Source organism: Acidobacteriota bacterium (assembly GCA_035471785.1).
GTDB lineage: Bacteria > Acidobacteriota > UBA6911 > RPQK01 > DATIPO01 > JANQFM01.
In genome coordinates this window covers 1-20,401 of the sequence record DATIPQ010000008.1, presented here as the reverse complement: position 1 = coordinate 20,401, position 20,401 = coordinate 1, and the positions used below count along the sequence as shown (strand labels likewise).

General features: G+C 62.8%; 18 protein-coding genes and 1 tRNA gene. 6 read left to right on the top strand and 13 right to left on the bottom strand.

Annotated elements, in window-relative coordinates; translation table 11 throughout:
- Positions 1-278: 278 nt before the first annotated feature.
- Genes VLU25_01360 through VLU25_01350 form a run of 3 tightly spaced genes read left to right on the top strand, consistent with a single transcriptional unit; the run spans position 279 to position 4,153 of the window.
- Complete coding sequence (locus VLU25_01360; GenBank protein HSR66563.1) at positions 279-1,313, top strand: alpha/beta hydrolase; 1,035 nt, start codon at positions 279-281, stop codon at positions 1,311-1,313.
- 41 nt (positions 1,314-1,354) lie between these two features.
- On the top strand, positions 1,355-2,881 hold the full coding sequence (locus tag VLU25_01355) for a hypothetical protein (GenBank protein HSR66562.1): 1,527 nt from the start codon (positions 1,355-1,357) through the stop codon (positions 2,879-2,881).
- 51 nt (positions 2,882-2,932) lie between these two features.
- The gene (locus VLU25_01350; protein HSR66561.1) at positions 2,933-4,153 is read left to right on the top strand and encodes a nucleoside permease; all 1,221 of its coding nucleotides are present in this window, start codon (positions 2,933-2,935) and stop codon (positions 4,151-4,153) included.
- 57 nt (positions 4,154-4,210) lie between these two features.
- Here VLU25_01350 and speD read toward each other — a convergent pair whose 3' ends face one another.
- The 5 genes from speD to VLU25_01325 form a co-directional block, all read right to left on the bottom strand.
- The gene (speD, locus tag VLU25_01345) at positions 4,211-4,627 is read right to left on the bottom strand and encodes an adenosylmethionine decarboxylase (GenBank protein ID HSR66560.1); all 417 of its coding nucleotides are present in this window, start codon (positions 4,625-4,627) and stop codon (positions 4,211-4,213) included.
- A gap of 86 nt (positions 4,628-4,713) precedes the next feature.
- The gene (locus VLU25_01340) at positions 4,714-5,166 is read right to left on the bottom strand and encodes a hypothetical protein (protein HSR66559.1); all 453 of its coding nucleotides are present in this window, start codon (positions 5,164-5,166) and stop codon (positions 4,714-4,716) included.
- Positions 5,167-5,397: 231 nt separating this feature from the next.
- The gene (locus tag VLU25_01335; GenBank protein HSR66558.1) at positions 5,398-7,428 is read right to left on the bottom strand and encodes a BamA/TamA family outer membrane protein; all 2,031 of its coding nucleotides are present in this window, start codon (positions 7,426-7,428) and stop codon (positions 5,398-5,400) included.
- A 101-nt stretch (positions 7,429-7,529) separates the two neighbouring features.
- Complete coding sequence (locus VLU25_01330) at positions 7,530-8,120, bottom strand: hypothetical protein (protein ID HSR66557.1); 591 nt, start codon at positions 8,118-8,120, stop codon at positions 7,530-7,532.
- Between the two features lie 71 nt (positions 8,121-8,191).
- Positions 8,192-8,473: a hypothetical protein gene (locus VLU25_01325; GenBank protein HSR66556.1), complete on the bottom strand. Its 282-nt coding sequence runs from the start codon at positions 8,471-8,473 to the stop codon at positions 8,192-8,194.
- A gap of 275 nt (positions 8,474-8,748) precedes the next feature.
- Between VLU25_01325 and VLU25_01320 the strand changes: the two genes are divergently transcribed.
- Positions 8,749-9,669, top strand: coding sequence for a VWA domain-containing protein (locus VLU25_01320; protein ID HSR66555.1), 921 nt, complete (start codon positions 8,749-8,751; stop codon positions 9,667-9,669).
- A gap of 317 nt (positions 9,670-9,986) precedes the next feature.
- Here the strand turns inward: VLU25_01320 and VLU25_01315 are convergent, their stop codons facing one another.
- From VLU25_01315 to gap, 8 genes are all read right to left on the bottom strand, one after another.
- On the bottom strand, positions 9,987-11,687 hold the full coding sequence (locus tag VLU25_01315) for a D-aminoacylase (protein HSR66554.1): 1,701 nt from the start codon (positions 11,685-11,687) through the stop codon (positions 9,987-9,989).
- Positions 11,688-11,768: 81 nt separating this feature from the next.
- The gene (locus VLU25_01310) at positions 11,769-12,998 is read right to left on the bottom strand and encodes a bifunctional 3,4-dihydroxy-2-butanone-4-phosphate synthase/GTP cyclohydrolase II (protein ID HSR66553.1); all 1,230 of its coding nucleotides are present in this window, start codon (positions 12,996-12,998) and stop codon (positions 11,769-11,771) included.
- 63 nt (positions 12,999-13,061) lie between these two features.
- A complete protein-coding gene (locus tag VLU25_01305; protein HSR66552.1) occupies positions 13,062-15,101 on the bottom strand; it encodes a hypothetical protein in 2,040 nt (679 codons plus the stop codon).
- A 42-nt stretch (positions 15,102-15,143) separates the two neighbouring features.
- A complete protein-coding gene (locus VLU25_01300; GenBank protein HSR66551.1) occupies positions 15,144-15,392 on the bottom strand; it encodes a hypothetical protein in 249 nt (82 codons plus the stop codon).
- A 152-nt stretch (positions 15,393-15,544) separates the two neighbouring features.
- Positions 15,545-15,633 (bottom strand) — tRNA-Leu (locus tag VLU25_01295).
- A gap of 31 nt (positions 15,634-15,664) precedes the next feature.
- On the bottom strand, positions 15,665-16,099 hold the full coding sequence (secG, locus tag VLU25_01290; GenBank protein HSR66550.1) for a preprotein translocase subunit SecG: 435 nt from the start codon (positions 16,097-16,099) through the stop codon (positions 15,665-15,667).
- A 28-nt stretch (positions 16,100-16,127) separates the two neighbouring features.
- Positions 16,128-16,889 carry a triose-phosphate isomerase gene (gene tpiA / locus VLU25_01285; protein HSR66549.1) on the bottom strand — a complete coding sequence of 254 codons (762 nt, stop codon included), beginning with the start codon at positions 16,887-16,889 and terminating at the stop codon, positions 16,128-16,130.
- 92 nt (positions 16,890-16,981) lie between these two features.
- Positions 16,982-17,986, bottom strand: coding sequence for a type I glyceraldehyde-3-phosphate dehydrogenase (gene gap, locus VLU25_01280; protein HSR66548.1), 1,005 nt, complete (start codon positions 17,984-17,986; stop codon positions 16,982-16,984).
- Between the two features lie 174 nt (positions 17,987-18,160).
- Between gap and VLU25_01275 the strand changes: the two genes are divergently transcribed.
- Positions 18,161-18,886, top strand: coding sequence for a metallophosphoesterase family protein (locus VLU25_01275; protein HSR66547.1), 726 nt, complete (start codon positions 18,161-18,163; stop codon positions 18,884-18,886).
- Positions 18,887-18,950: 64 nt separating this feature from the next.
- The gene (locus VLU25_01270) at positions 18,951-20,051 is read left to right on the top strand and encodes a mannose-1-phosphate guanylyltransferase (GenBank protein HSR66546.1); all 1,101 of its coding nucleotides are present in this window, start codon (positions 18,951-18,953) and stop codon (positions 20,049-20,051) included.
- Positions 20,052-20,401 lie beyond the last annotated feature (350 nt).

Below are 20,401 nucleotides of genomic sequence, written 5' to 3'. Positions count from 1 at the left end.
TCGACGCCGCCCACGTGGGCGGCGGGCAGGCCTACGAAGTGATCTACCGCCGCTGAGGCCTGCAACCTGACAAAAGAAGTCCGGGCTCGCTGAAGGCGAGCGATCCTCCAGCCCAGGGAGGAGCCCGCTGCCAGCGGAAGCTCAGCAAGGGCGGATCCCTGGGTTTTCGGTCTTTCCTAGTCTCAAAGATCGTAATACAGCCGCCACAGAGCGGCGCTTGGGCAAGCTTGTACTTTCGCAGGACGTCGCAGGGGCGGAAAGCGCGATAGACTGGGCGGATGGCGATGTTGGAGATCGTGACGGCGGGTGCTGCCGGGGTTTCGGCTTTGGCGGGGGTGGGACTGGTTTATCAGCGGCTGGGAGAGCGGATGGACTCGCGGCGGTTTCCGCCGCCGGGACAAATGGTGGATGTCGGCGGCTGGCGGCTGCATGCTCTGGTTAAGAGTCCTGCTGATGCGGCGGCGACGCCCCCTACAGTGGTCTTCGACTCAGCCCTGGCCAGTTCCTCAATCAGTTGGGCGCTGGTGCAGCCTGAAGTCGCCAAGCACGCCCACACCCTCAGCTACGACCGGGCGGGAAGCGGGTGGAGCGATCCCTCGCCAAGCCCGCGGACGCTGGAAAACACCGTCGACGAGTTGCACCGGCTGCTGCAAGCCTTGCGTCTTCCGGCCCCCTATCTGCTGGTGGGACACTCCTACGGCGCTTTCAACGCCCGCGCTTTCGCCCACCGCCATGGCTCCCAAACCGCCGGATTGATCCTGCTCGATGCCGCCGACGAACAGCAATGGATCGACCTCAAGGCGCCTGACCGCCGCAAGATCACCCACGGGGCGCGCCTGGCCCGGCGGGCGCGCTGGCTGGCCCACCTGGGACTGACCCGGCTGGTGGTGCAACTGGCCCGAGCCGGCAACCGCGGCAAGGCCCGCAGCATCGGATCATGGCTGGGAATCGGCATACCGCGCCAGGCCCAGGAACGTCTGCTGGCTCCACTGCAGCAACTCCCCCAGGACCTGCGCCAGCCCATCGGATGGTTCTGGACGCGTCCTCACTTCTACGCCTCTCTGGCCGACACCATCGCCCGCGTCCCCGAGGCCGCCCGCAGCGTAGCGGCGATTGAGCATTTTGGCGACCTCCCCCTATCGGTGCTGGCCGCCGACAACGAAGACCCGCTCTGGATGACGCGTCAGCAGGCCCTGGCCCGCCTCTCCCGCCGCGGACGCTTCATCCATGCCAGCCAGAGCTCCCACTGGATACCCCTCGACCGCCCCCGACTCGTCATCGACACCATCCTCCGCCACCTGGCTGCACCCTGAGACGACTGGACAAAGGGCCCCAATCGACCGATAATCCCTCCATGCCAAAAAGTTACAAGAATCTGTTTTCAATTTATCTGGTTGCACTATTTTGTTTTACTCAAAATACGCTGCTGGCAGGCACGGCCTGCTCGACTGCGCCTACGCGGCTTTGCCTGGGAGCGGGCGACCGTTTCTCGGTCGAGGTTGAGTTCTCCAACTTTCCCGGCAATGAATTGTCGCTGGCAGCGGCGGACGCCGCGGGGATGGGGCAAGCCGTCAAGCATAACGAGGACACGGGATTTTTCTGGTTTGTCGACGAAGGGGATCTCAGCCTGATCGTCAAGGTCCTCGACGGGAGGAACATAACCGGCCACTTCTGGGTCTTCGCCGCCTCCACCAGCAACTTCGAGTTCGAGATGACGGTGCGCGACGAAATGACTGGCCAGGAGGTCAGCTACCTCAACCAGGCGGGTGAGTTCGCAACCATTCAGGACACTGCGGCCATCCCCAGCCCGCCGCCCTCGGCGGCGGCGAAACTGCATCCGAAGGGTGCCATCTTTCCCGCCCCGGTTATCGCGTCCCTGGCCAGTTCCTGCTTACCCGACGATCAGACGCTTTGCCTGCTGGAGGGCCGCTTTCAGGTGAGGGCCAACTGGCGGGCTGACGACATCAACTTAGGTGAGGCCAACGCCGTCTTCCTGACCGATCGAAGCGGCGCTCTGACGTTCTTCGCCGAGTCTAACCTCGAAGTTCTGGTCAGGATCGAAGACGGCCGCTCGGCAAACGGCAATTTCTGGTTCTTCTTTGGAGGGCTTACCGACGTTGCCTACGAGATCACGGTTGTGGACACTGTGACCGGCCGTTCGCAGATTTTCGCAAACACGCGGCAGGAGGCCCAATCGTTCGGCACCGCCGCGCTCTTCGTGCCCGAGGTCCACTTGGCCCAGTTCGGGGGAGGTGCCGGGTTTTCGACGCGATTGACTCTCTTCAACTTATCGTCCGAAAGCGCCGGCGCGGCGCTGCGGCTCTTCGACGTCAACGGGATGGAGTTGACAGATGCGCCTGCGGCGGCACCGGACTTGCCATTGGCCGAAGGACTGGTCATTCCTCCCGACGGTTCGATTACCCTCACCACCTCGCCGCAAGGGGATGACCTGTTCCTGGGTTCGCTTTCGGTGCTCTCCGACCGACCCTTGGGAGCGCAAGCCCGCTACAGCCTGGCGCCTGGATCAGCCGCAGTAGGTACGGGAGAGGTGCTGAAGCGGGCCCGGGTGCCCGTGCGTCAATCGGCCCTGCTTACGATCCGCACCGGAGTGGCCCTGCGCAACCTGCGCACTGCGGCCACCAACGTGCGGCTCAGCGTGCTCGACGCTGAAGGAATGCCGGTGCCGGGTGCCGAAACCGAGTTCCGCGTGCAGGCCAACCAACGCATTTCCCAATTCATCGACGAGTTCTTCGAGCTTCCTGAAGAGTTCGAAGGGACCCTTGAAATCGAGGCCGACGTCCACGCCCTGGCCGTCATCGCCCTGGAACTGGGAAGCGCCGCAGGAGACTTCACCAGCATCAGCCCGGTCCCCTTGCCTTAGACTTGGCGCACCACTTTTCGACGCCTGGCGGGGGCTATATAATCCGGCGCCATGGAAATAACGCTGCGCATGCGCTTGAGCGCAATGATGTTCCTGGAGTTCTTTATCTGGGGAGCCTGGTCGGTGACCATGGGCACCTACCTCAACGAGATAGGCTTCCAGGGAACCGAAATCAGCCGCGCCTACAGCACCACGGCCTGGGCCGCCATCCTCTCGCCCTTCTTCGTGGGACTGGTGGCCGACCGATACTTCGCCGCCCAGAAGGTCATGGGAGTGCTGCACTTGCTGGGCGCGGCGCTGCTTTACTACGCTTCCACCGTCACCGATGCGGGGTTCTTCTTCTGGGTGCTGCTGGGATATGCCCTCTGCTACATGCCCACGCTGGCCCTGGTCAACGCCATCTCCTTCTACCAGATGAAGGAGCCGGAAAAAGAGTTCCCCTCCATCCGCGTCCTGGGCACCATCGGTTGGATCGTAGCCGGGATCATCATCTCCACCATGGAAGGCTTCGGGCTGGAGGGCATCGAAGCCACCTCGACGCCCATGCGGCTGGCGGCCGGCGCCTCGGCCCTGCTGGCCCTCTATTCCTTTTCGCTGCCCCACACGCCGCCCGCTTCAGCGGGCAAGTCGGTGAGCGTGGCCGAGGTGTTGGGGCTGGACGCCCTGCGCCTGATGAAAGAACGCCCCTTCGCCGTCTTCATCGTCAGTTCGCTGCTGATTTCCATTCCCCTGGCCTTCTACTACAACTTCACCAACCTCTTCCTCAACGAGAGCGGGATGCAGGCGGTGGCCGCCAAGATGACGCTGGGACAAGGCTCCGAGATCGTCTTCATGCTGGTCATGCCCTTCTTCTTCCGCCGCTTGGGCGTCAAGTACATGCTGCTGGTGGGAATGCTGGCCTGGACCGCCCGCTATGTGCTCTTCGCCTTCGGCAACAACGACGCCCTGGTGTGGATGCTCTATTTGGGCATTATCCTGCATGGCGTCTGCTATGACTTTTTCTTTGTTACCGGCCAGATCTACGTCGACAAGAAGGCTCCTCCCGGGCTGCGCTCCAGCGCCCAGGGATTCATTACGCTGATCACCTACGGAGTGGGCATGGTCATAGGAGCCTGGGTGTCGGGCCGCATCGTGCAAGGCAACGAGGTGTTGCTTAACGGAGAGGTGAGCGGCCACCAATGGACGGACATCTGGATCCAGCCCGCCATCATGGCCGGCGCCGTGGCCGCGGCCTTCGCCTTGCTTTTCAACGAGAAGCGCATCAGAGGCTAGGACAGCCGGTCAAAACTCTCTCCCCAGCGGCCAACTTCCAAGTCTGGATTGCGGCGCTTAGCTTTCCCTTGGACTTGGCGCATGGGCGTGGGGTTGAAGCCCGCGCTGAATGACGCGGGAGCGGGAGTTGTGGGCGGCGAACAAAGTCCCCAGAGCCTCGGTCAGTTCCTGGGGAGAGAGCACGTCGCCGCAGGTGAAGACGTCCAGCGCGGCGTAGCCCTGCTCGGGCCAGGTGTGGACGGCCAAGTGACTTTCGGCGATCACCACCACTCCGCTCACGCCCTGCGGACTGAAGCGGTGAAGCACCGTTTCTACCACCCTGGCGCCGCAGCTTCGGGCGGCCTGCACCAAGGCGTTCTCAACCCGCTTGACGTCGTCCAGCAGGTCGGCCGGACATCCGTAGAGGTCGATCAGCACCTGTCGTCCCAGGGCTTCTTGCTTTTTGGGGGTGGGCGCTTGTGGACAAACCTGCATCACGTCTCAAGATACGTGCAGGGGCCCACGAAATTCAACCCCTGCCCGTTCAAGTGGTTGACGCCCCCGCGGCGACGGCAGCCCGGTCAGCGCCAGTGGCGGTCGATGACCCTGACCACGTCTCGGGCCAGATGCCTGACGTGGTGGGCGTGTCCCCGCCTGATGACCCGGTTGTAGTGGTCGACGACATACCAATCATAGTGCAGGCGGTAAGATCCGCAGCGCCCGTAGTAGCCGCGGTCCACGTCCAGATGCAGCGTGTAGTCCCAATCATGATAGCGGTCGCGGTAGCCCCGGTTATAGCCGTAGCCGCTGCGGGGACGGTAATGGCGGCGTTGTTTGGCGTAGCGGAATTGGAGATGGGAATGGCTGCGCCGGGCCCAATGATCGAACTCGTATTCGAGGCGGTCCAGGTCGCGGTAGGTCAGGTCGTAGTGGTCGGTGACCACGCCCACCAGCGGATAGTGGCGGGCCTGTGAAGCGAGTCCGAAAAACAGGAAGAATGTCAGGGAGAAAAGTATCCATCGAGCCGTATTCATCCGTCACCTCCACTCTATTTGGATGAAGCGACCTCCCGTCGCGGTTCAAACCTGCACCGTCGCAACCCAATTGCTGAGGGCCCAGCCGCCTAAGTGCGCTGGAAGAGCGAACCGATGCACGGATGGTGGGGAGGCGCATCCTTGCGGCGATTCTCATGAATGCCACGGGCCGCTCCCATGCCGCGTGACGTCCAATGGAATGTGTTTGAGGACGATCAGGGCGCGGTCGCCTCAGAAGACGGGATCGAAAGCCAGGCGCAGGCTGGCGCGGGGATCGCGCAGGCGGGCCAGTCCCGAGGGGCCCTGGCTGAGGACGTCCTGCATGCGCAGGGGGTTCCAGGCAGCGATGAGGCGAAGCTGAGGCAATTGGGCGGGAAGGTCGACTCGCAACTCGCTTCCCAGAGAGGCCCTCAAGATTCGATTGGTCGACTCCACCACCCGGAATCCTTGCGGACTTCGAGTGGAGAAGTTGATGGCGGTGTCGAAAAAGGGCGACACCGATACATTGCGGGTGAGCGGCACCTGATACTCGCTATTGAGGCCCAACAGGGCGTCTCCTCCCAGCGGACGCAGTCCCTCCTTTTCACGACGCCAGGGACCCGAGGTGGTGCCCGAGAATCCCCGCGCGGTGTCGGAATCGGTAAAGAGACGCTCGGAGAGCAACTGGCTTCCAGACCCGAAGTGCGAGTACTGGGCTTGAAAGCGAAAGGCGAAGCCTCTTTGCAGCGGCTCTTCCCTGCCCTCACGGCGATATTCCAGACGAGGACTCCAGTTCCAGGCCTGGGAGGGATCGTCAAAAAAGGAGAAGCGGCTGGACACCTTGAGCGACTGGCCCCCGACGAGCTCGTCCTCGCGGCCCCAGGTCCAGAAAGGACGCAGCACAACCCGGCGGGCCGGTTCCTGCTGGGGACGCTGCAACCAGGAAAGGCTGTACTCGCTTCCCGTTTCCTGTCCATGGCGGACGCGGTAAGCTGCCAGTCCGGTGAAGCCGGTTTCCTTGGAGCGGAAGACGTCCTCAACCCGTTCGTCCACGCCGGAGAGGCGAAATCCGGTGTGGCGGCGAAAAAAACGCAGAGCGAAGCGCAAGGGAACGTCGGTCCCCAGCAGGTAGCGCGAAGCGATCCCCAGCGCGGCGCCGGTGGTGCCGCCGCCATGCTCGACGTTCAAACCCAGTTCCTCGCCCAAGCCCAGCCAGTTGGCCAAAGTGAAGACCAGACCCACCTGCAATCCGCCCAGATCGTTGCGGCTGAGCGAGTAGAAGAAACCGCGCGGCTTCTTTTCCTCGAGGGAGATGACCACGTCGACCATCGCCTGGGGCTCATGGATGACCAGCTCCACGTCCTGATCGGTCAGCGGGCGTTTGAGCACCCCGGTGGAGTTGAGGTTGGAAAGGCTGCGGGCCAAAAGGCGCGGATCGAAAGGGCGGCTCTCTTCCAACCGCAACTCCCGCCGGTAGAAACGGTCGGGATAATTGTGGTGTCCTTGCAGGCGGATGAAGCGGACGTCGAGTGGAGGGTAGAGGGAAAAGACCACCCGGTGGTCAACCTCAAGCGCATCCTGATCGAAGCGCTGGAGGATCTGCAATTCTCGGATCAGGCGTCCCTGGGAGGCGAAGTGCTTCCCGGCCCGGGCGCGAAATTCCAGCAGAAGCCGTTCACTGTAAAACTCGCCTTCCACCGGTTGAGGAAGTTGCAGCGCGGACAGTTCCTGCGGGCAATCCCATCGCCCGAAGCGGAACCGGCCGCCTTCTTCGACCTCGATCTTCAAACGGATGCGCAGGCGCGAAACGCTCTGAAAGGGCAAGGGAAAGAAACTGCGCTCCCGGGTCTCCTGCACCTGCAGCGAAGCGCGTTCGACTGTGGCCAGGGGGAAGCCGGCATCCCGGTAGTGCTCCCGCACTTTTTCCAGGCGCTCCTCCAGGCGGTTGAAGTCGAGACGGCCTGAGACGTCCAACACTCGGGCCAGTTCATCGCCGCTGAAGAATTGGTTGCCCTGGAAGTCGACCCACCCCAGTTCGGCCCTAGGACCCTCGATGATTCGAAATCCCGCCCTGCCCGTTGTAGTGCGCTCGACGCGGGCCAGGGGAAAGCCTTGATCCTGGTAGTAGTGGCGCAGCAAACGTTCGCCCCGCTCCCAGTCGCGCTCGCTCAAGGCCTGCGGCGCCTGCGGGTCGAATCCCTTTTCTTTCAGGTGGCTGATCAGTTCCTGATAGGGAATCGATTCTACGCCCTCAAAGCTCAGTTCCCCGGAATCGTCAGCCAAAGTCCAAGCAACGAGACTGGCCCACGTCCACAACGCCAATGCAAGTGTCCTGGAATGCATGAGTTGCAAAGTTGGATGCAAGCCGGGTCAGGCGAGTTCAATCAGTCACTCTCGCTCTCGCGATAGCACTCGGCGTAGATGCGTTTCATGGGCGCCAGACAGTACTCGTCGACCAGGTCGGCGAAGAGGTCGTCCCGTTCCTCCAGCAGATCGCCGCCCTTCTCCGTCACCTCGAAATCGGAATGCACGATATCGGCCCTGCGGACGCGCGATTCGACTCGCACCGACTTGTCCAGCACCGGCTCGAAAGCCAGCAGGTCGGAAAAGGCGTAGTGATCGACCTCGGGCTCGGTCCAGGGCTTTTCGCTGCGGGCGCGCCAGTAGTACTTCTGAAGGCGGTCGACATAGCTGCGGTAGTCGAAGCCGGTGGACTTGTTGTTGACGCTGGCGACGATGAAGATGAGCCCGTGCCGCTCTCGCACCTCCAGCCCGTAGGTGACGTCCAGCTCATTGGGCCGGGCAAATTTGATGCGGTGCTTTGCAGGCTCGTGAAAACGCTTGATCTCGGGCTCTAAACCCAGGTCGTGAGAGTCTTTCTCGGTGACATAGTTGGGGGCCACCCGCTTGTACCAATGCTCGATCAGGCCGTAAAGAATGGCATCGATGGTTCGTGCCTTGTCGTCAGCGCTCATGCCGCGCCATTGTAAGCGACCCGACCTGTAGTAGCAATGTGGGCAGCCGCATCCTGTGGGCTGGAAAGGAGTTAGTGAATCAGGTGGTCGAGCTCCTGTTCCAGCTCGTTGCGGGTGACGAAGTAGGATACGCGGGAAGTGTCGGGGCTTGACAGCAGTTCACGCAGCTCGAAGGTCGAGATGCCTCCTAGAGCCTCGTCGATCTGCTCATAAGAAAGGTCGCCCGAATGAGCTCCCAGAGGGCTGACCCAAAGTTCCTTGCCGGCCCGAGTGCGCCCCTTGACCATGAGCTGGTTCTGCTGGCAAAAGAATTCAAGGTGGTTGAGCGTGATCAGATTAGGCTTGAAGTTCATCACATTTCCTCGATTCACCCGCCACGCAAGCCAAGCAGACGGCCGTTCGCCCCTCCTCAAAACGCTTGCTCTACCTCCCTTTTCGGACATGGGCGGCTTTTCTTGAGTCTCGGGCAACACTACGTTGCCCGCTACCGTCTTGTTCACGCTGCCACCTGCCGGCCGGCGTCATCTCTCGCGACATCGACCTTCAGTAAAGATTCCATTTGCCGCCGCAAGTTTCAAAGTTTCCAGGCCAGGGGCGAAGGCGGCTGCCTTTCGTGTAGAGTATTAGGATGCTGAAGTCATTGATACCGCCGCTTCTGGCCTTGTCGGTGGTGCCGGCCGCTCTGCTCGCTCAGGAGCAGGACGATCAAGTGATCCGCGTCGAGGTTGAACGCGTCAACGTCATCGTCACGGTCACCGACAAGCGGGGGCGCTTCATCACCGACCTGCCCAAGGAGCGCTTCGAGATTTACGAGGACGGCGAGCGGCAGGAGATCACCACCTTCGACCGGCCCACCGATCTCCCTCTGCAACTGGCGCTGATCATGGATACCAGCCAGAGCGTCCGCACCCAGTTGGACTTCGAGAAGGAAGCGGCGCGCCAGTTCGTGCTCAGCCTGATGCAGCCAGGCGACCGGGCGCTGCTGGTGGAATTCGATCGCGGAGTCAACCTGCTGCAGGACTTCACCGACCGTCCTTCGGTGATCGCCCGGGCCATCGACGGGCTTCAGGCCGGGGGCGGAACGGCGCTCTTCGACGCCGTCTACCGCGTCTCCCTGGACAAGATGTCGTATGGACGCGGACAAGACCGCAAAGTCATCCTCCTCATCAGCGACGGAGTCGACCGCGACAGCAGGTACTCGCGCCAGGAAACCCTGGAGATGGCCTTGCGCAACGAAGTGGCCATCTACGCCATCGGCACCAACCGCTTCGGCGCCGATCAGCGCAAGAAGGGATGGAACAACCTGGAGAAAATGAGCGAGAGCACCGGCGGACTGGCCCTCTTCCCCTACTCGGTGAGCAAGCTGGAAGAGTCGTTCGAGAACATCAACAAAGAACTGCGCAGCCAGTATCTGCTCGTCTACAATCCCACCAACACCGCCAAAGACGGCACCTTCCGCAAGATCCGCGTCAAGCTCAAGGACAAGGGCGGTCTGCGTCTGCGCCACCGCGAGGGATACTACGCCGACGGCGCCGAGGGCGTCCGCTAGGCGGGCGCGTCAGACTCTAGGGCTGCCGGTCATAACTTCTGAGCCAGGGGCCCTCCGTTTCTTGTCCCCGAAAGGGACAGATTCGCCAGCCCAGGGTCAGCCCCGGCGAACGCAAGCGAGACGGCGGCGCCACCCTGGGTATCAGACGGTAAAGGTCCGAACGTTGAGAGCCTGGAATAACGCGACAGGGTGGCTCAAAACTTCTGACGCGCTGTACTACGGCCACTCGGTGGCCAACAAGTTCACACACGGCTCAAGTTCCAGCGACCGCCGTGAAGGCCCAATTGCTCTCGGCGGTATGAGGTCGCTCGCTACTGCTAGTTTTCTCCCTCCGATCCTTTGTAGCCGGGTCCCCTGACCACGCGTCCGGGCGTGGCGCCGGTGTGCTGGCCGTTGTCGAGCACCTGCTCGCCATTGACGAAGACGTGAATGACGCCCTCGGCGTACTGGTGAGGTTGGGCAAAGGTGGCCCTGTCGATGACGGCCTCGGGATCGAACACCACCACATCGGCGAAGTAGCCCTCGGCCAACTGTCCGCGTTGCTTGATCTTGAGGTTCCCGGCGGGCAGGGAGGTCAGACGGCGAATGGCCTCGCGCAGCGGAATCACCTTTTCCTCGCGCACGTATTTGCCCAGCAGACGGGCGAAGTTGCCGTAGGCGCGGGGGTGAGTGCTGGACTTGAGAAAGACGCCTTCGGCCGCCGGGGCCTCGGCATCTGAGCCGAACGTCACCCAAGGCTGGGCGATCTTCTTCTTGATGTTTTCTTCCTGCATCAGGAAGTAGACCGTCCCCACCCGGCTGCCGTCCTCGATGACCAGGTCCATGGCCGTTTCGGCGGGAGAGGTGCCGCGCATTTCCGCCACCTCGGCCAGCGACTTGCCCGTCAGGTGCTTGAGGTCGTCGTTCTTGAATCCCACCAGCAGAAGGTTCTCGGCGCTGCCGGCGGCATGAAAGAGATTCTCCCATTCGTCGGTGTGGGTAGTCATCTCGGCCATGACGCGGCGGCGCGTGGCGGGATCCTTGAGGCGCTCGATCCAGTCATCCAGCCCGCCTTCCTGCACCCAGGGAGGCATGGAGGCGTCCAGTCCGGTAGCGCCCGCGGTGTAGGTGTACATGTCGGCGCGGATCTCCAAACCTTGGGCACGGGCCTGCTCGATCTTGGCGATGGCCTGATCCATCTTCTCCCAGTTGTCGCGGCCCGCCGCCTTGAGATGGTAGACCTCGGCGGCGATGTCGGCCTGGCGGGCGATGCGCATCGTTTCATCCAGCGCCTCCAGGAACTGGTTGCCTTCGCTGCGCATGTGGGAGATGTAGCTACCGCCGTACTGGGAAGCCACCTTGCACAATTCGATCAGCTCTTCGGTGGAGGCGTAGAAAGCGGGAGCATAGATCAGCGAGGAGCCGATGCCCAAGGCGCCTTCCTGCATGGCCTGGTGCACCAACTGGCGCATGCGTTGCAGTTCTTCCTCGCTGGGCGGACGGTCCTCGAAACCGATCTCATGGATACGCAAGGTGGTGGCTCCCAGGTAGGAAGCCACGTTGACCGAGACGCCCTTGTTCTCGAGGTATTCCAGGTACTCGCCCAGGCTCGTCCATTCGATGTCGTACTTGATGTCGCCTTGCTGCTCCCGAGCCTGTTCTTTCATGGTTTCGCTGAGGGGGCCCATCGACCATCCCTCTCCCATGACCTCGAGGGTCACCCCTTGCAGCACGTCGCTCATGGCGCGTCCGTCCACGATCAGGCTCTCGGTGGCCCAACTGAGCATGTTGATGAAGCCGGGCGTCACCGCCTTGCCCTGGGCGTCCACTTCTTCGAGGCCCACGGCCGAGCCCAGGTCGCCGACCGCGGCGATGCGGTCGCCGTTGAAGGCAACGTCGCCTTTGTAGGGCTCTCCGCCCAATCCGTCGTAGATGACGCCGTTGCGGATAATCAGGTCGTACTCGGTGGGTTGTGCGCAGGAAAGCGCCAAAGCCAGGGCCAGGAAAAGCGCCGCTGCCCCCATCCATTTCTTCGTCATCGGTCTCCTCCCCTTGTTGGAAAAATCTGAGCGCCCAGCTTAGCAAGACCGGGCCTTCCACGCTACGGGAGAGGAGCAAGTTCAGTCGCTGATGGCGTCGTTGATCTCTTCGAAGAGGTGGCCCAGCTTGTCGCGCTTGGCGCGCAAGTAGCGGCGGTTGTGGGCGGTGGGAGGAATCTCGATGGGGATTTGATCCACGACCTCCAGGCCGTACCCGCTGATGCCGCGGATCTTCTTGGGATTGTTGGTGAGCAGGTGGAGCTTTCGGATGCCCAGATCGATCAGGATCTGTGCCCCGATGCCATATTCTCTCAAGTCGGCCGGCAGGCCCAGGCGGGTATTGGCTTCCACGGTATCCAAACCCTGTTCCTGCAAGGCGTAAGCTTTGAGCTTGTTGATGAGTCCGATGCCGCGGCCTTCCTGGCGGATGTAGAGGACCACGCCGGTACCGGCCTCAGCGATGCGCCGCATGGAGCCTTCCAACTGAGGCCCGCAATCGCACCTGAGGGAGTGGAAGATGTCTCCCGTCAGACACTCGGAGTGGACGCGCACCAGGATGGGTTCGTCATGCACCTTGCCCTCGCCCACATCGCCGCAGGTCATGGCCAGATGCAGGTACTCGTCGATCTGGGAGCGGTAGCAATGGAGGCGGAAGTCCCCATATTCGGTGGGCATTTCGACATCGACCACCTTCTCGATCAGCCTCTCGCTGCGGCGGCGGTACTCGATGATGTCGGCTACCGAGGCCAGGGCCAGTCCGTGCTTGTGGCAAAACTCGATCAGTTGGGGGACGCGGGCCATGGTTCCGTCCGGATTCATGATCTCGCAGATGACCCCGGCCGCTCGCAGCCCGGCCAGCCGGGCCAAGTCGACCGAACCCTCGGTCTGCCCGGCCCGCACCAGCACGCCCCCGCGGCGGGCCCGGAGCGGAAAGATGTGCCCGGGCGAGGCCAGGTCTTCGACGCTGCACTGGTCGTCGACGGCAGTGAGAATGGTGTGGGCCCGGTCCTGTGCCGAGACGCCTGAGGTCACTCCCTGAGCGGCGTCGATCGAAGCCGTGAAGGCCGTGCCGAACTTGGAGTCGTTTTGGGGCGCCATCAAGTGGAGTCCCAGTCGGTCGCACTTCTCGGGCGTCATGGCCAGGCAAATCAGTCCGCGCGCGTACATGGCCATGAAGTTGATGACCTCGGGAGTGACCTTCTCGGCAGCCACCACCAAGTCACCTTCATTCTCGCGGTTTTCGTCATCGACCAAGACGATCATGCGTCCGTCTCGGAGCTCTTCCAGGGTCTTGGGAATTGGTGTGAACATTCAGCTTAGGCCTCTCTAGACACGAAGTAAAGAAGGATACCACGGAATCTGACCTCACCAAGGTCAGGGTTCCCAGAGGAAGGAGAAGCGGCGCACGAAAGCCACGCTGCGGGCCGGGCACTTGACGTACTCCTCGGCCAGGTCGGCACTGAAGCCCTCGCCCAGCAGCCGGCGGCGGGTTGCCTCCCGCCAACGGGCCAGAGCTTGAGGATCGTCTTGCGCAGCCAGATACCCGCGCGCCGTGCGGTCCCATTGGCGCAGGTGTCTGCGGAAGCCCGGATGGAACATGTCGCCCAGGAGCGGATCGTCCTGCACGGCCCGCTGAGTACGCCGGTAGGACTTGGCCAAGCTGCGGTAGAAAGCCTCCAGTCCCAGAGCCGCTGTGGCCTGGTCGACTTGATAGATCCGCTCCAGATAGCCCTTCAGTCCCTCCAGGTGCTGGAGGGGCTGGCGCGATTCGGGCAACCAGTTGGTGATTCCCAGGGGACCTCCCAGAAGCGCTTTCCAGTCGAGGTAGGTGTTGCGGAAGACTCTCGAGGGCGAGTAGAACTCCTCATCGGGAGCAATCAGGTTGAGGGCGTCGTGGTCGAGAAAGACCAGCTCCAGGCGTCTCTGGCCGCCGCTCCAGAAGCTGCGCAGGCCCACATTGCGCACCACGAAGGACTCGCCCGAGGCCGTCCCTCGCACGCCCAACACGCAGCCCCAGACGCGGGCGGCCTGACGCATGAATTGCACATAGAGCGCATCAGCCTTGGCCCGGTTGGCGCGCAGGACGGCGGCGATGCGTCCGCACTTTGGCGAAGGGGACGCGGGTTCGCTCCACTGGCCCAGCAGGCACTCCAGCAGCAAGTCCTGGAAGGCCTCTTCCCCTCCCGTATGCTCCCCTCCCAGTTGGCGGCGGTATTCCCGGTAGCCGTCTTCCTGCAGGTAGGCGGCCAGGCGGTCGAGGCGGAAGGATGAGGTCCCGCAGAGCAGCATTTGTCCGGGGGCCGACTGGGTCAGGAAGAGGGTGGCGCGTCCGATGTCGCCCCCCAGGGGAGGGGGTTCCCAATCGTCTTCCCGCTCATAGGCTTGCAGCACTTCCTCAAGCTGCTCCTGAAGAAGGTCAAAGGAGGGGCCGTAACGCACAGGATCGCTCAAATAGGCCAGCAACAGCGTTTCGCCTCCGGCCGGGGCCGGCACGGAATGCACTGAGCGAAGCGAGAGGGGCAGGCCGAGGGGAGCCTCGCGGCCCTGGCTGAGGCGATAAAGGCGGCTCAGCGCCGTGGCGGCGCCGGCTTCGAAGCGCAACTGGCGGCTGGGAGCCCCGCAATCGAGCCGATGGGACTTGGGGATCTGGCGTCCCTCGCGGCTGAAGAAGACGCGCAGCGGATTGGGACCTCGGCGTCCGGCACGCTTGAGTTCCAACTCCACGTCGCTGCCCGGTGGACGCACGATCAAGACGATGGAGCCCAGGGGGTACTCCACCAGAGACCCCAGCCGAGAGGGAGTGTCGTCATCGACCCACCAGATCTCGCCTTGCTCCAGCAATCCGTCCACGATGGCCGCCTCGTAAGCCGGCAGCCTCCTGTGGGCGCGGCTTGCCTCAGCCTGGAAGAAGGGATGTTCGTCGACATCTATATCCAGCAGTCCGCAGGAGGTGCGCGTGTGCTGACGGATGCGTTCGACAACCGCCTGAGGGGGAATGAGAAAGCGAGCCATCTGCAGGCGCCATTCGCTGTCCAGCAAGCCTGAAAGCAAGGACAGCGCACGCGGATCGTGGGGGGCGCGCCGCAAGGCCGCGTGGAGAGCGCGGTGACGGCTCAGGCGCATCTGCATCTGCTGAGCCACTTCGAATAGATCTCGGCTAGAGAATCCCTGCCTCCCGAGGTCGCCGTCGAGCAAGGTCTCGCGGGCATCGGAAGCCAACCCCAGGCTATGGAAAAAGGGTCCCAGGCAGGAGCGGTCGTCCAGGGGCAAATTCTCGACCAGCATCTCCAGCAGGAAGGCGGCCAGACAGCGGTCTTTCCAGGCTGAGCCGGAATCCTGCCCCCATGCCACCAGGCGCAGCGCCTCTTCTTGGCACCATTGACGCTGACGGGCCACGGCGTCGATGCGCCGCATCCACCTCCCGGGAACCAGCCCTCTTGTTCCCAACTGCGGCACTTAGCTGCTCTTGCTCCGTGACTTGAGCACGCTCTTGGTCTTTGGAGCAGCTTTAGCGCTGGACTTGGCGCTGGACTTGGAAGCTTTCTTGCCGCTGCCCTTGCCGCCCTTCTTAGGACGCTTTTTGATGGAGACTTCGGCGCCCACTGCCACGGCCAAAGCCTGCAGCAGCTCCAGGGCGGTGCTGTAGCGTAGACGTACGTTCACTTCCTGTGGGGGAGTGGTGTTGGGGAGCTGATTTCCGCCCATGAAACCTCCTGACCTTCAAAGCTGTAACGATGACGACAAACGACTGCTTGACCAAGGATAGGGCGGTAGAACAAGGCGGTCAAGAAAAACTTGAACTGAATCCAATGCAAGGAAAGGATGGCTGGCGGGACGAGGAAGCCGCGGGCGTCTGATGGTGCCGGAGGCGGGACTCGAACCCGCACGCCTGTGGTAAGGCACTACCCCCTCAAGATAGCGTGTCTACCAGTTCCACCACTCCGGCATTTTCAAGAATCGGCTGCATGCAAACGGCTCTAAGTGCCGTCCTGGGAGGATCCGCCCTGGCCTTCCGTGCCCGAGCCTTCTTGGGAGGGCGGCGGAGAAGTCTCTCCCGAGCCTTCCGTGCCGCCCGGCGAGTCCGGCTCCTCGGGGCTGGCAACCGGTTCGGTGTCCTCCGACACGGGCTGGGCTTGATCGGTCAGGGGTATCGGAGCTTCTGGCACGATGGATTCATGGTCATCCGTCGATGTGATCGAAAGCCCCAGGCTGGTTACCATGAAGACCACGGCGGCTATAGTAGTCGCCTTGCTCAGCATGGTCGCGCCGCCCCGGGCTCCAAAAGCCGTTTGACTGGCCGAGCCGCCAAAAGCGGAAGCCAGGTCACCGGCCTTGCCCGACTGCAACAACACCACCAGGATCAAGATCAAGGCTGCGATAATATGGAAGAGCAATAGCCCGTAATAAATCATCTTCTTCTGTCCAGCTTGCTATCCCCCGTCAGGCCTGCTTGCCGTAGTCGACGATGGCGGCGAAGGAATCAGCCTGCAAACTGGCTCCGCCCACCAGGGCGCCGTCGATATCCGGTTTTTCCATCAGGCCCGAGGCGTTGCCGGGTTTGACGCTGCCTCCATAGAGAATGCGCAGACCCTCGCCAACGCTGGAGGAGAACCGGTCACGGAACCAACCGCGGATAGCCGCGTGCATCTCCTGGGCAATTTCAGGCGTGGCAGTCTTGCCCGTACCGATCGCCCACACCGGTTCGTAAGCGACGATGATACGGGAGATCTCCTGGCCTGTCAATCCGTCACAGCCCTGCTGGAGCTGGCCCAAGACCACCTCCTGGGAGCGTCCTTGCTCGCGTTGCTCAAGCTGTTCGCCCACGCACAGGACCGGGGTCAGCGAGGTGGTGGAAACCTTGCGCAACTTGCGGTTGAGCAGCTTGTCGTCCTCGCCGAAGAGCATGCGGCGCTCGGAATGTCCGATGAGCACGTGAGTGCAGCCGCAGTCCTCGAGCATGGCGGCTGAAATCTCTCCAGTGAAAGCGCCTTGATCTTGGTGGTGGAGGTTCTGAGCTCCCATGCCGATAGAAGTGCCGACCACGGCCTGGCGCACCCGGGACAAGACGGTAAAAGACGGAAAAAGCAGGACTTCCGGCTCCGGGCTGCGCCCGATCAGGACGTCCAGAGCGCGCACGAAATCGACGGCTTCGCGTCCCGTCTTGTGCATTTTCCAGTTGCCGGCAATGATGCTGCGTCGCATGGGGATCCTTTCACAAAAAGCGCGGCGGGAGCGGCCGAACAAGTCACCGCTCCCGCCGGGGCCATCGGGGTCATCGCTGAACCGTCATTTGCTTAACGGCTGAGCATGTATTCCGCCAGGTCGACAACGCGGTTTGAATAGCCCCATTCGTTGTCGTACCAGGCCAGGACTTTGACCATATTGCCGCCTATGACCTTGAGGAAGGGGCCGTCGACGATGGCGGAGTGGGGGTTTTTCTGGTAGTCGACCGAAACCAGCTCTTCCTCGGTGTACTGGAGGACGCCCTTGAGATCGCCTTGCGAGGCGGTGATGAAAGCCTGCTTGACCTCGTCCAGGCTCACCTCCCGCTCCAGGGTGGCCACCAAGTCGACGATCGATCCGGTGGGAGTGGGCACGCGCACGGCGTAGCCGTCCAGACGGCCCTCCACTTCGGGCAGCACCAGCGAGACGGCGGCCGCGGCGCCGGTGGTGGTGGGGATCATCGAAAGCGCCGCCGCGCGGGCCCGGCGCAGATCCTTGTGGGGCGCGTCGAGCAGGCGCTGATCGCCGGTATAGCTGTGGACGGTGGTCATCAGCCCTTTCTCGATGCCGAAGGATTGATGCAGCACTTTGGCTACGGGAGCCAGGCAGTTGGTGGTACAACTCGCGTTGGAGACGATGTGGTGAGTATGGGGATCATAACTCTGGTGATTGACCCCCATGGCCAGCGTGGCGTCGGGCCCCTTGGCGGGAGCCGAGATGATGACCTTCTTGACGCTTCCGCCCAGGTGCTTGGCGGCGTCCTCTCGCTTGCGGAAAAGGCCGGTGGATTCCACCACCAATTGGGCGCCCACCTCGCTCCAGGCAATCTGGGCCGGGTCGCGCTCTGAAAAGACGCGTATCCGGGATCCGTCCACCGTCAGGCTGCCCTCGGAATGACCGATGTCGCTGCCGATGGGTCCGTAGACTGAATCGTACTTGAGAAGATGGGCCAGGGTGCCCGAATCGGTGATATCATTGATGGCTACGACCTGCAGGTCGCTGCCGCGCTCCAACATGGCGCGGAGCACATTTCTTCCTATACGCCCAAAGCCGTTAATGGCGATCTTAGTCGGCATGTGTCGAGTCTCCTTTCCGTCGGCGCGGCGGCGAGCCGCGCTCGTGGCGGATTCTATAACAAAGAGCCGTGAGGTTCGAGTCGGCGACCGCTTGGTGCGGGCCGCCGGCGCGGTGTAGGATGGCGAGGCGCCTGCCAAGGCGGAGTCCGGCTCCCTCGAGTGCCGCCGTTTGTTATGAAAACGCTCATTCTGTCAGACATCCATTCCAACCTCGAAGCCTTGGATGCCGCCCTGCAGCAGTCCAGTTTCCAAGAGGTCTGGGTGTTGGGAGATCTGGTGGGCTACGGCGCCGATCCCGAAGCGGTGGTGAAGCGGGTGCGCGAACTGCAACCCGCCCACATCGTGCGCGGCAACCACGACAAGGTGTGCTGCGGACTCGAAGACGTTTCCCGCTTCTCTGATCTGGCACGCGATGCGGCCCTTTGGACACGCGGGCAGATCGGCCGAGAAACACGCGATTACCTGCTGGATCTGCCTCAAGGTCCCAAGCGGGTCGAGGGCTGGACGCTCAGCCACGGCTCCCCCTGGGACGAAGACGAGTACTTGCTCGACCAGGAACAAGTGTGGCCCCAGATGGACTCGCTGCGAGACCCGGTCTGCCTCTTCGGACACACTCACGTTCCCATGCTCTACCGCAGCCGCGGCGGACGGCGGCAGGCCTTCCACATCACCGATTCCTGCACCGTCCAAATCCAGGACGACGAACGCTATTTCATCAATCCCGGATCGGTTGGCCAGCCCCGAGACGGGGACTCGCGCGGCTGTTTCGGATTGCTGGACCGCGAGGAGAAGACCTTGCGCTTCATCAAGTTCGAGTACGACATCGAGGCAGCAGCCCAGAAAATCCTCAAGGCGGGTTTGCCTTCCTTGCTGGCCAGCCGTCTGCAAGTAGGACGCTGACGCAAGCCGCTCTCCCCATGGCCGCCCCTTCATGCACGATGCCGCCAACTGGTAGAGTTGCAGCATGAAAGCAGTGATTATGGCAGGCGGACGCGGGACGCGCTTCTGGCCCCTGAGCCGCAAGGCCCGGCCCAAACAGTTCCTGGACCTCTTCAGCACTTCGGACCAGCAAGGTGGCGAGGGCGCTTCAGGCACCCTGTTGCAGCGCACGGCGGCGCGCCTGCGTCCGCTGGCCGGTCCCCAAGACATCTACGTGGTGTGCGGACGCGACTACGCCCGCACCGTGCGCAGTCAATTGCCTGACTTGCCCCCTGAGAACCTGCTCCTGGAGCCGAGCGGACGCAACACCGCACCCTGCGCCGGACTGGCCGCCGCCTGCATCGCCGCCCGCCACCCGGGAGAGGTGATGGCCCTGCTGCCCTCCGACCATCTCATCAGCCAGGTCGGGGCCTTCCACCAAGCACTGCAAGCCGCCGAGCAACTGGCCCGCCAGGATTGGCTGGTCACCTTCGGCATCCGGCCCACCTTCCCGTCCACCGGCTACGGGTACCTGCAGCGCGGTTCCCAAATCGGGCGCTTCCACGGACAGACCGCCTACCGCATCCGGCGCTTCGTGGAAAAGCCTCCCCCCGAGAAAGCCCGGGACTTTCTGGCCCAGGGAGGCTACGACTGGAACAGCGGCATGTTCGTGTGGAAACCCGAGCGGCTTCTGGAGGAGATCGGCCATCACCTGCCCCGCATGCTGGAGGGATTGCAGAGGATCGCCAGCCGGGACTTCCGGGAGGAGGTCCTTGAAGAGGTCTTCCCCGCCCTGCAATCCATCTCGGTCGACTTCGGGGTGATGGAAAAGGCCGACAAGGTGGCCGGACTGCCCTGTTCGCTGGGCTGGAGTGACGTAGGCGGATGGCGCAGCCTGCAGCAACTGTGGCCTGCCGATGAATCGGGATTGGCCTCGGACCGGCCGCTGCTGGCTCAAGGCAGCCGTGACGTCCTGGTGCTCTCCCGAACGGCGGACGAGAAGAAGCTGACGGCGCTGGTGGGGGTGCGAGGACTGATCGTGGTGGACACCCCCGACGCGCTGCTCATCTGCGACGCCGAGCGCAGCGAGGAGGTCAAGGAAATCGTCCGCATGCTGGAAGCGCAGGACTTCGACTCGCACCTCTAGTGCTGCCGGTCATAAGTTCTGAGCCAGTGCCGCCGTTTGTTGTCCCTGGTAGGGACAGATGCGCCAGCCCAGCGACTGTGTTAGAAGCCAAGTCCGGGCTCGCTGAAGGCGAGCGATTCGCCAGCCCAGGGTCAGCCCCGGCGAGCGCAAGCGAGACGGCGGCGCCACCCTGGGTTTCAGACGGCAAATGTGCGAACGCGTGGGACCACTGGGTGGCTTCAAAACTTCTGACGCACTGCACTAGGCACCTCTAGGCTTCGAGGTCACGCAGGAGTCAGCACAGCGGCTTCCGGGGACTCCGGTGGGGATCGCCGCAAGGATGCGCCTCCCACCTGCCGACAATCCTTTCC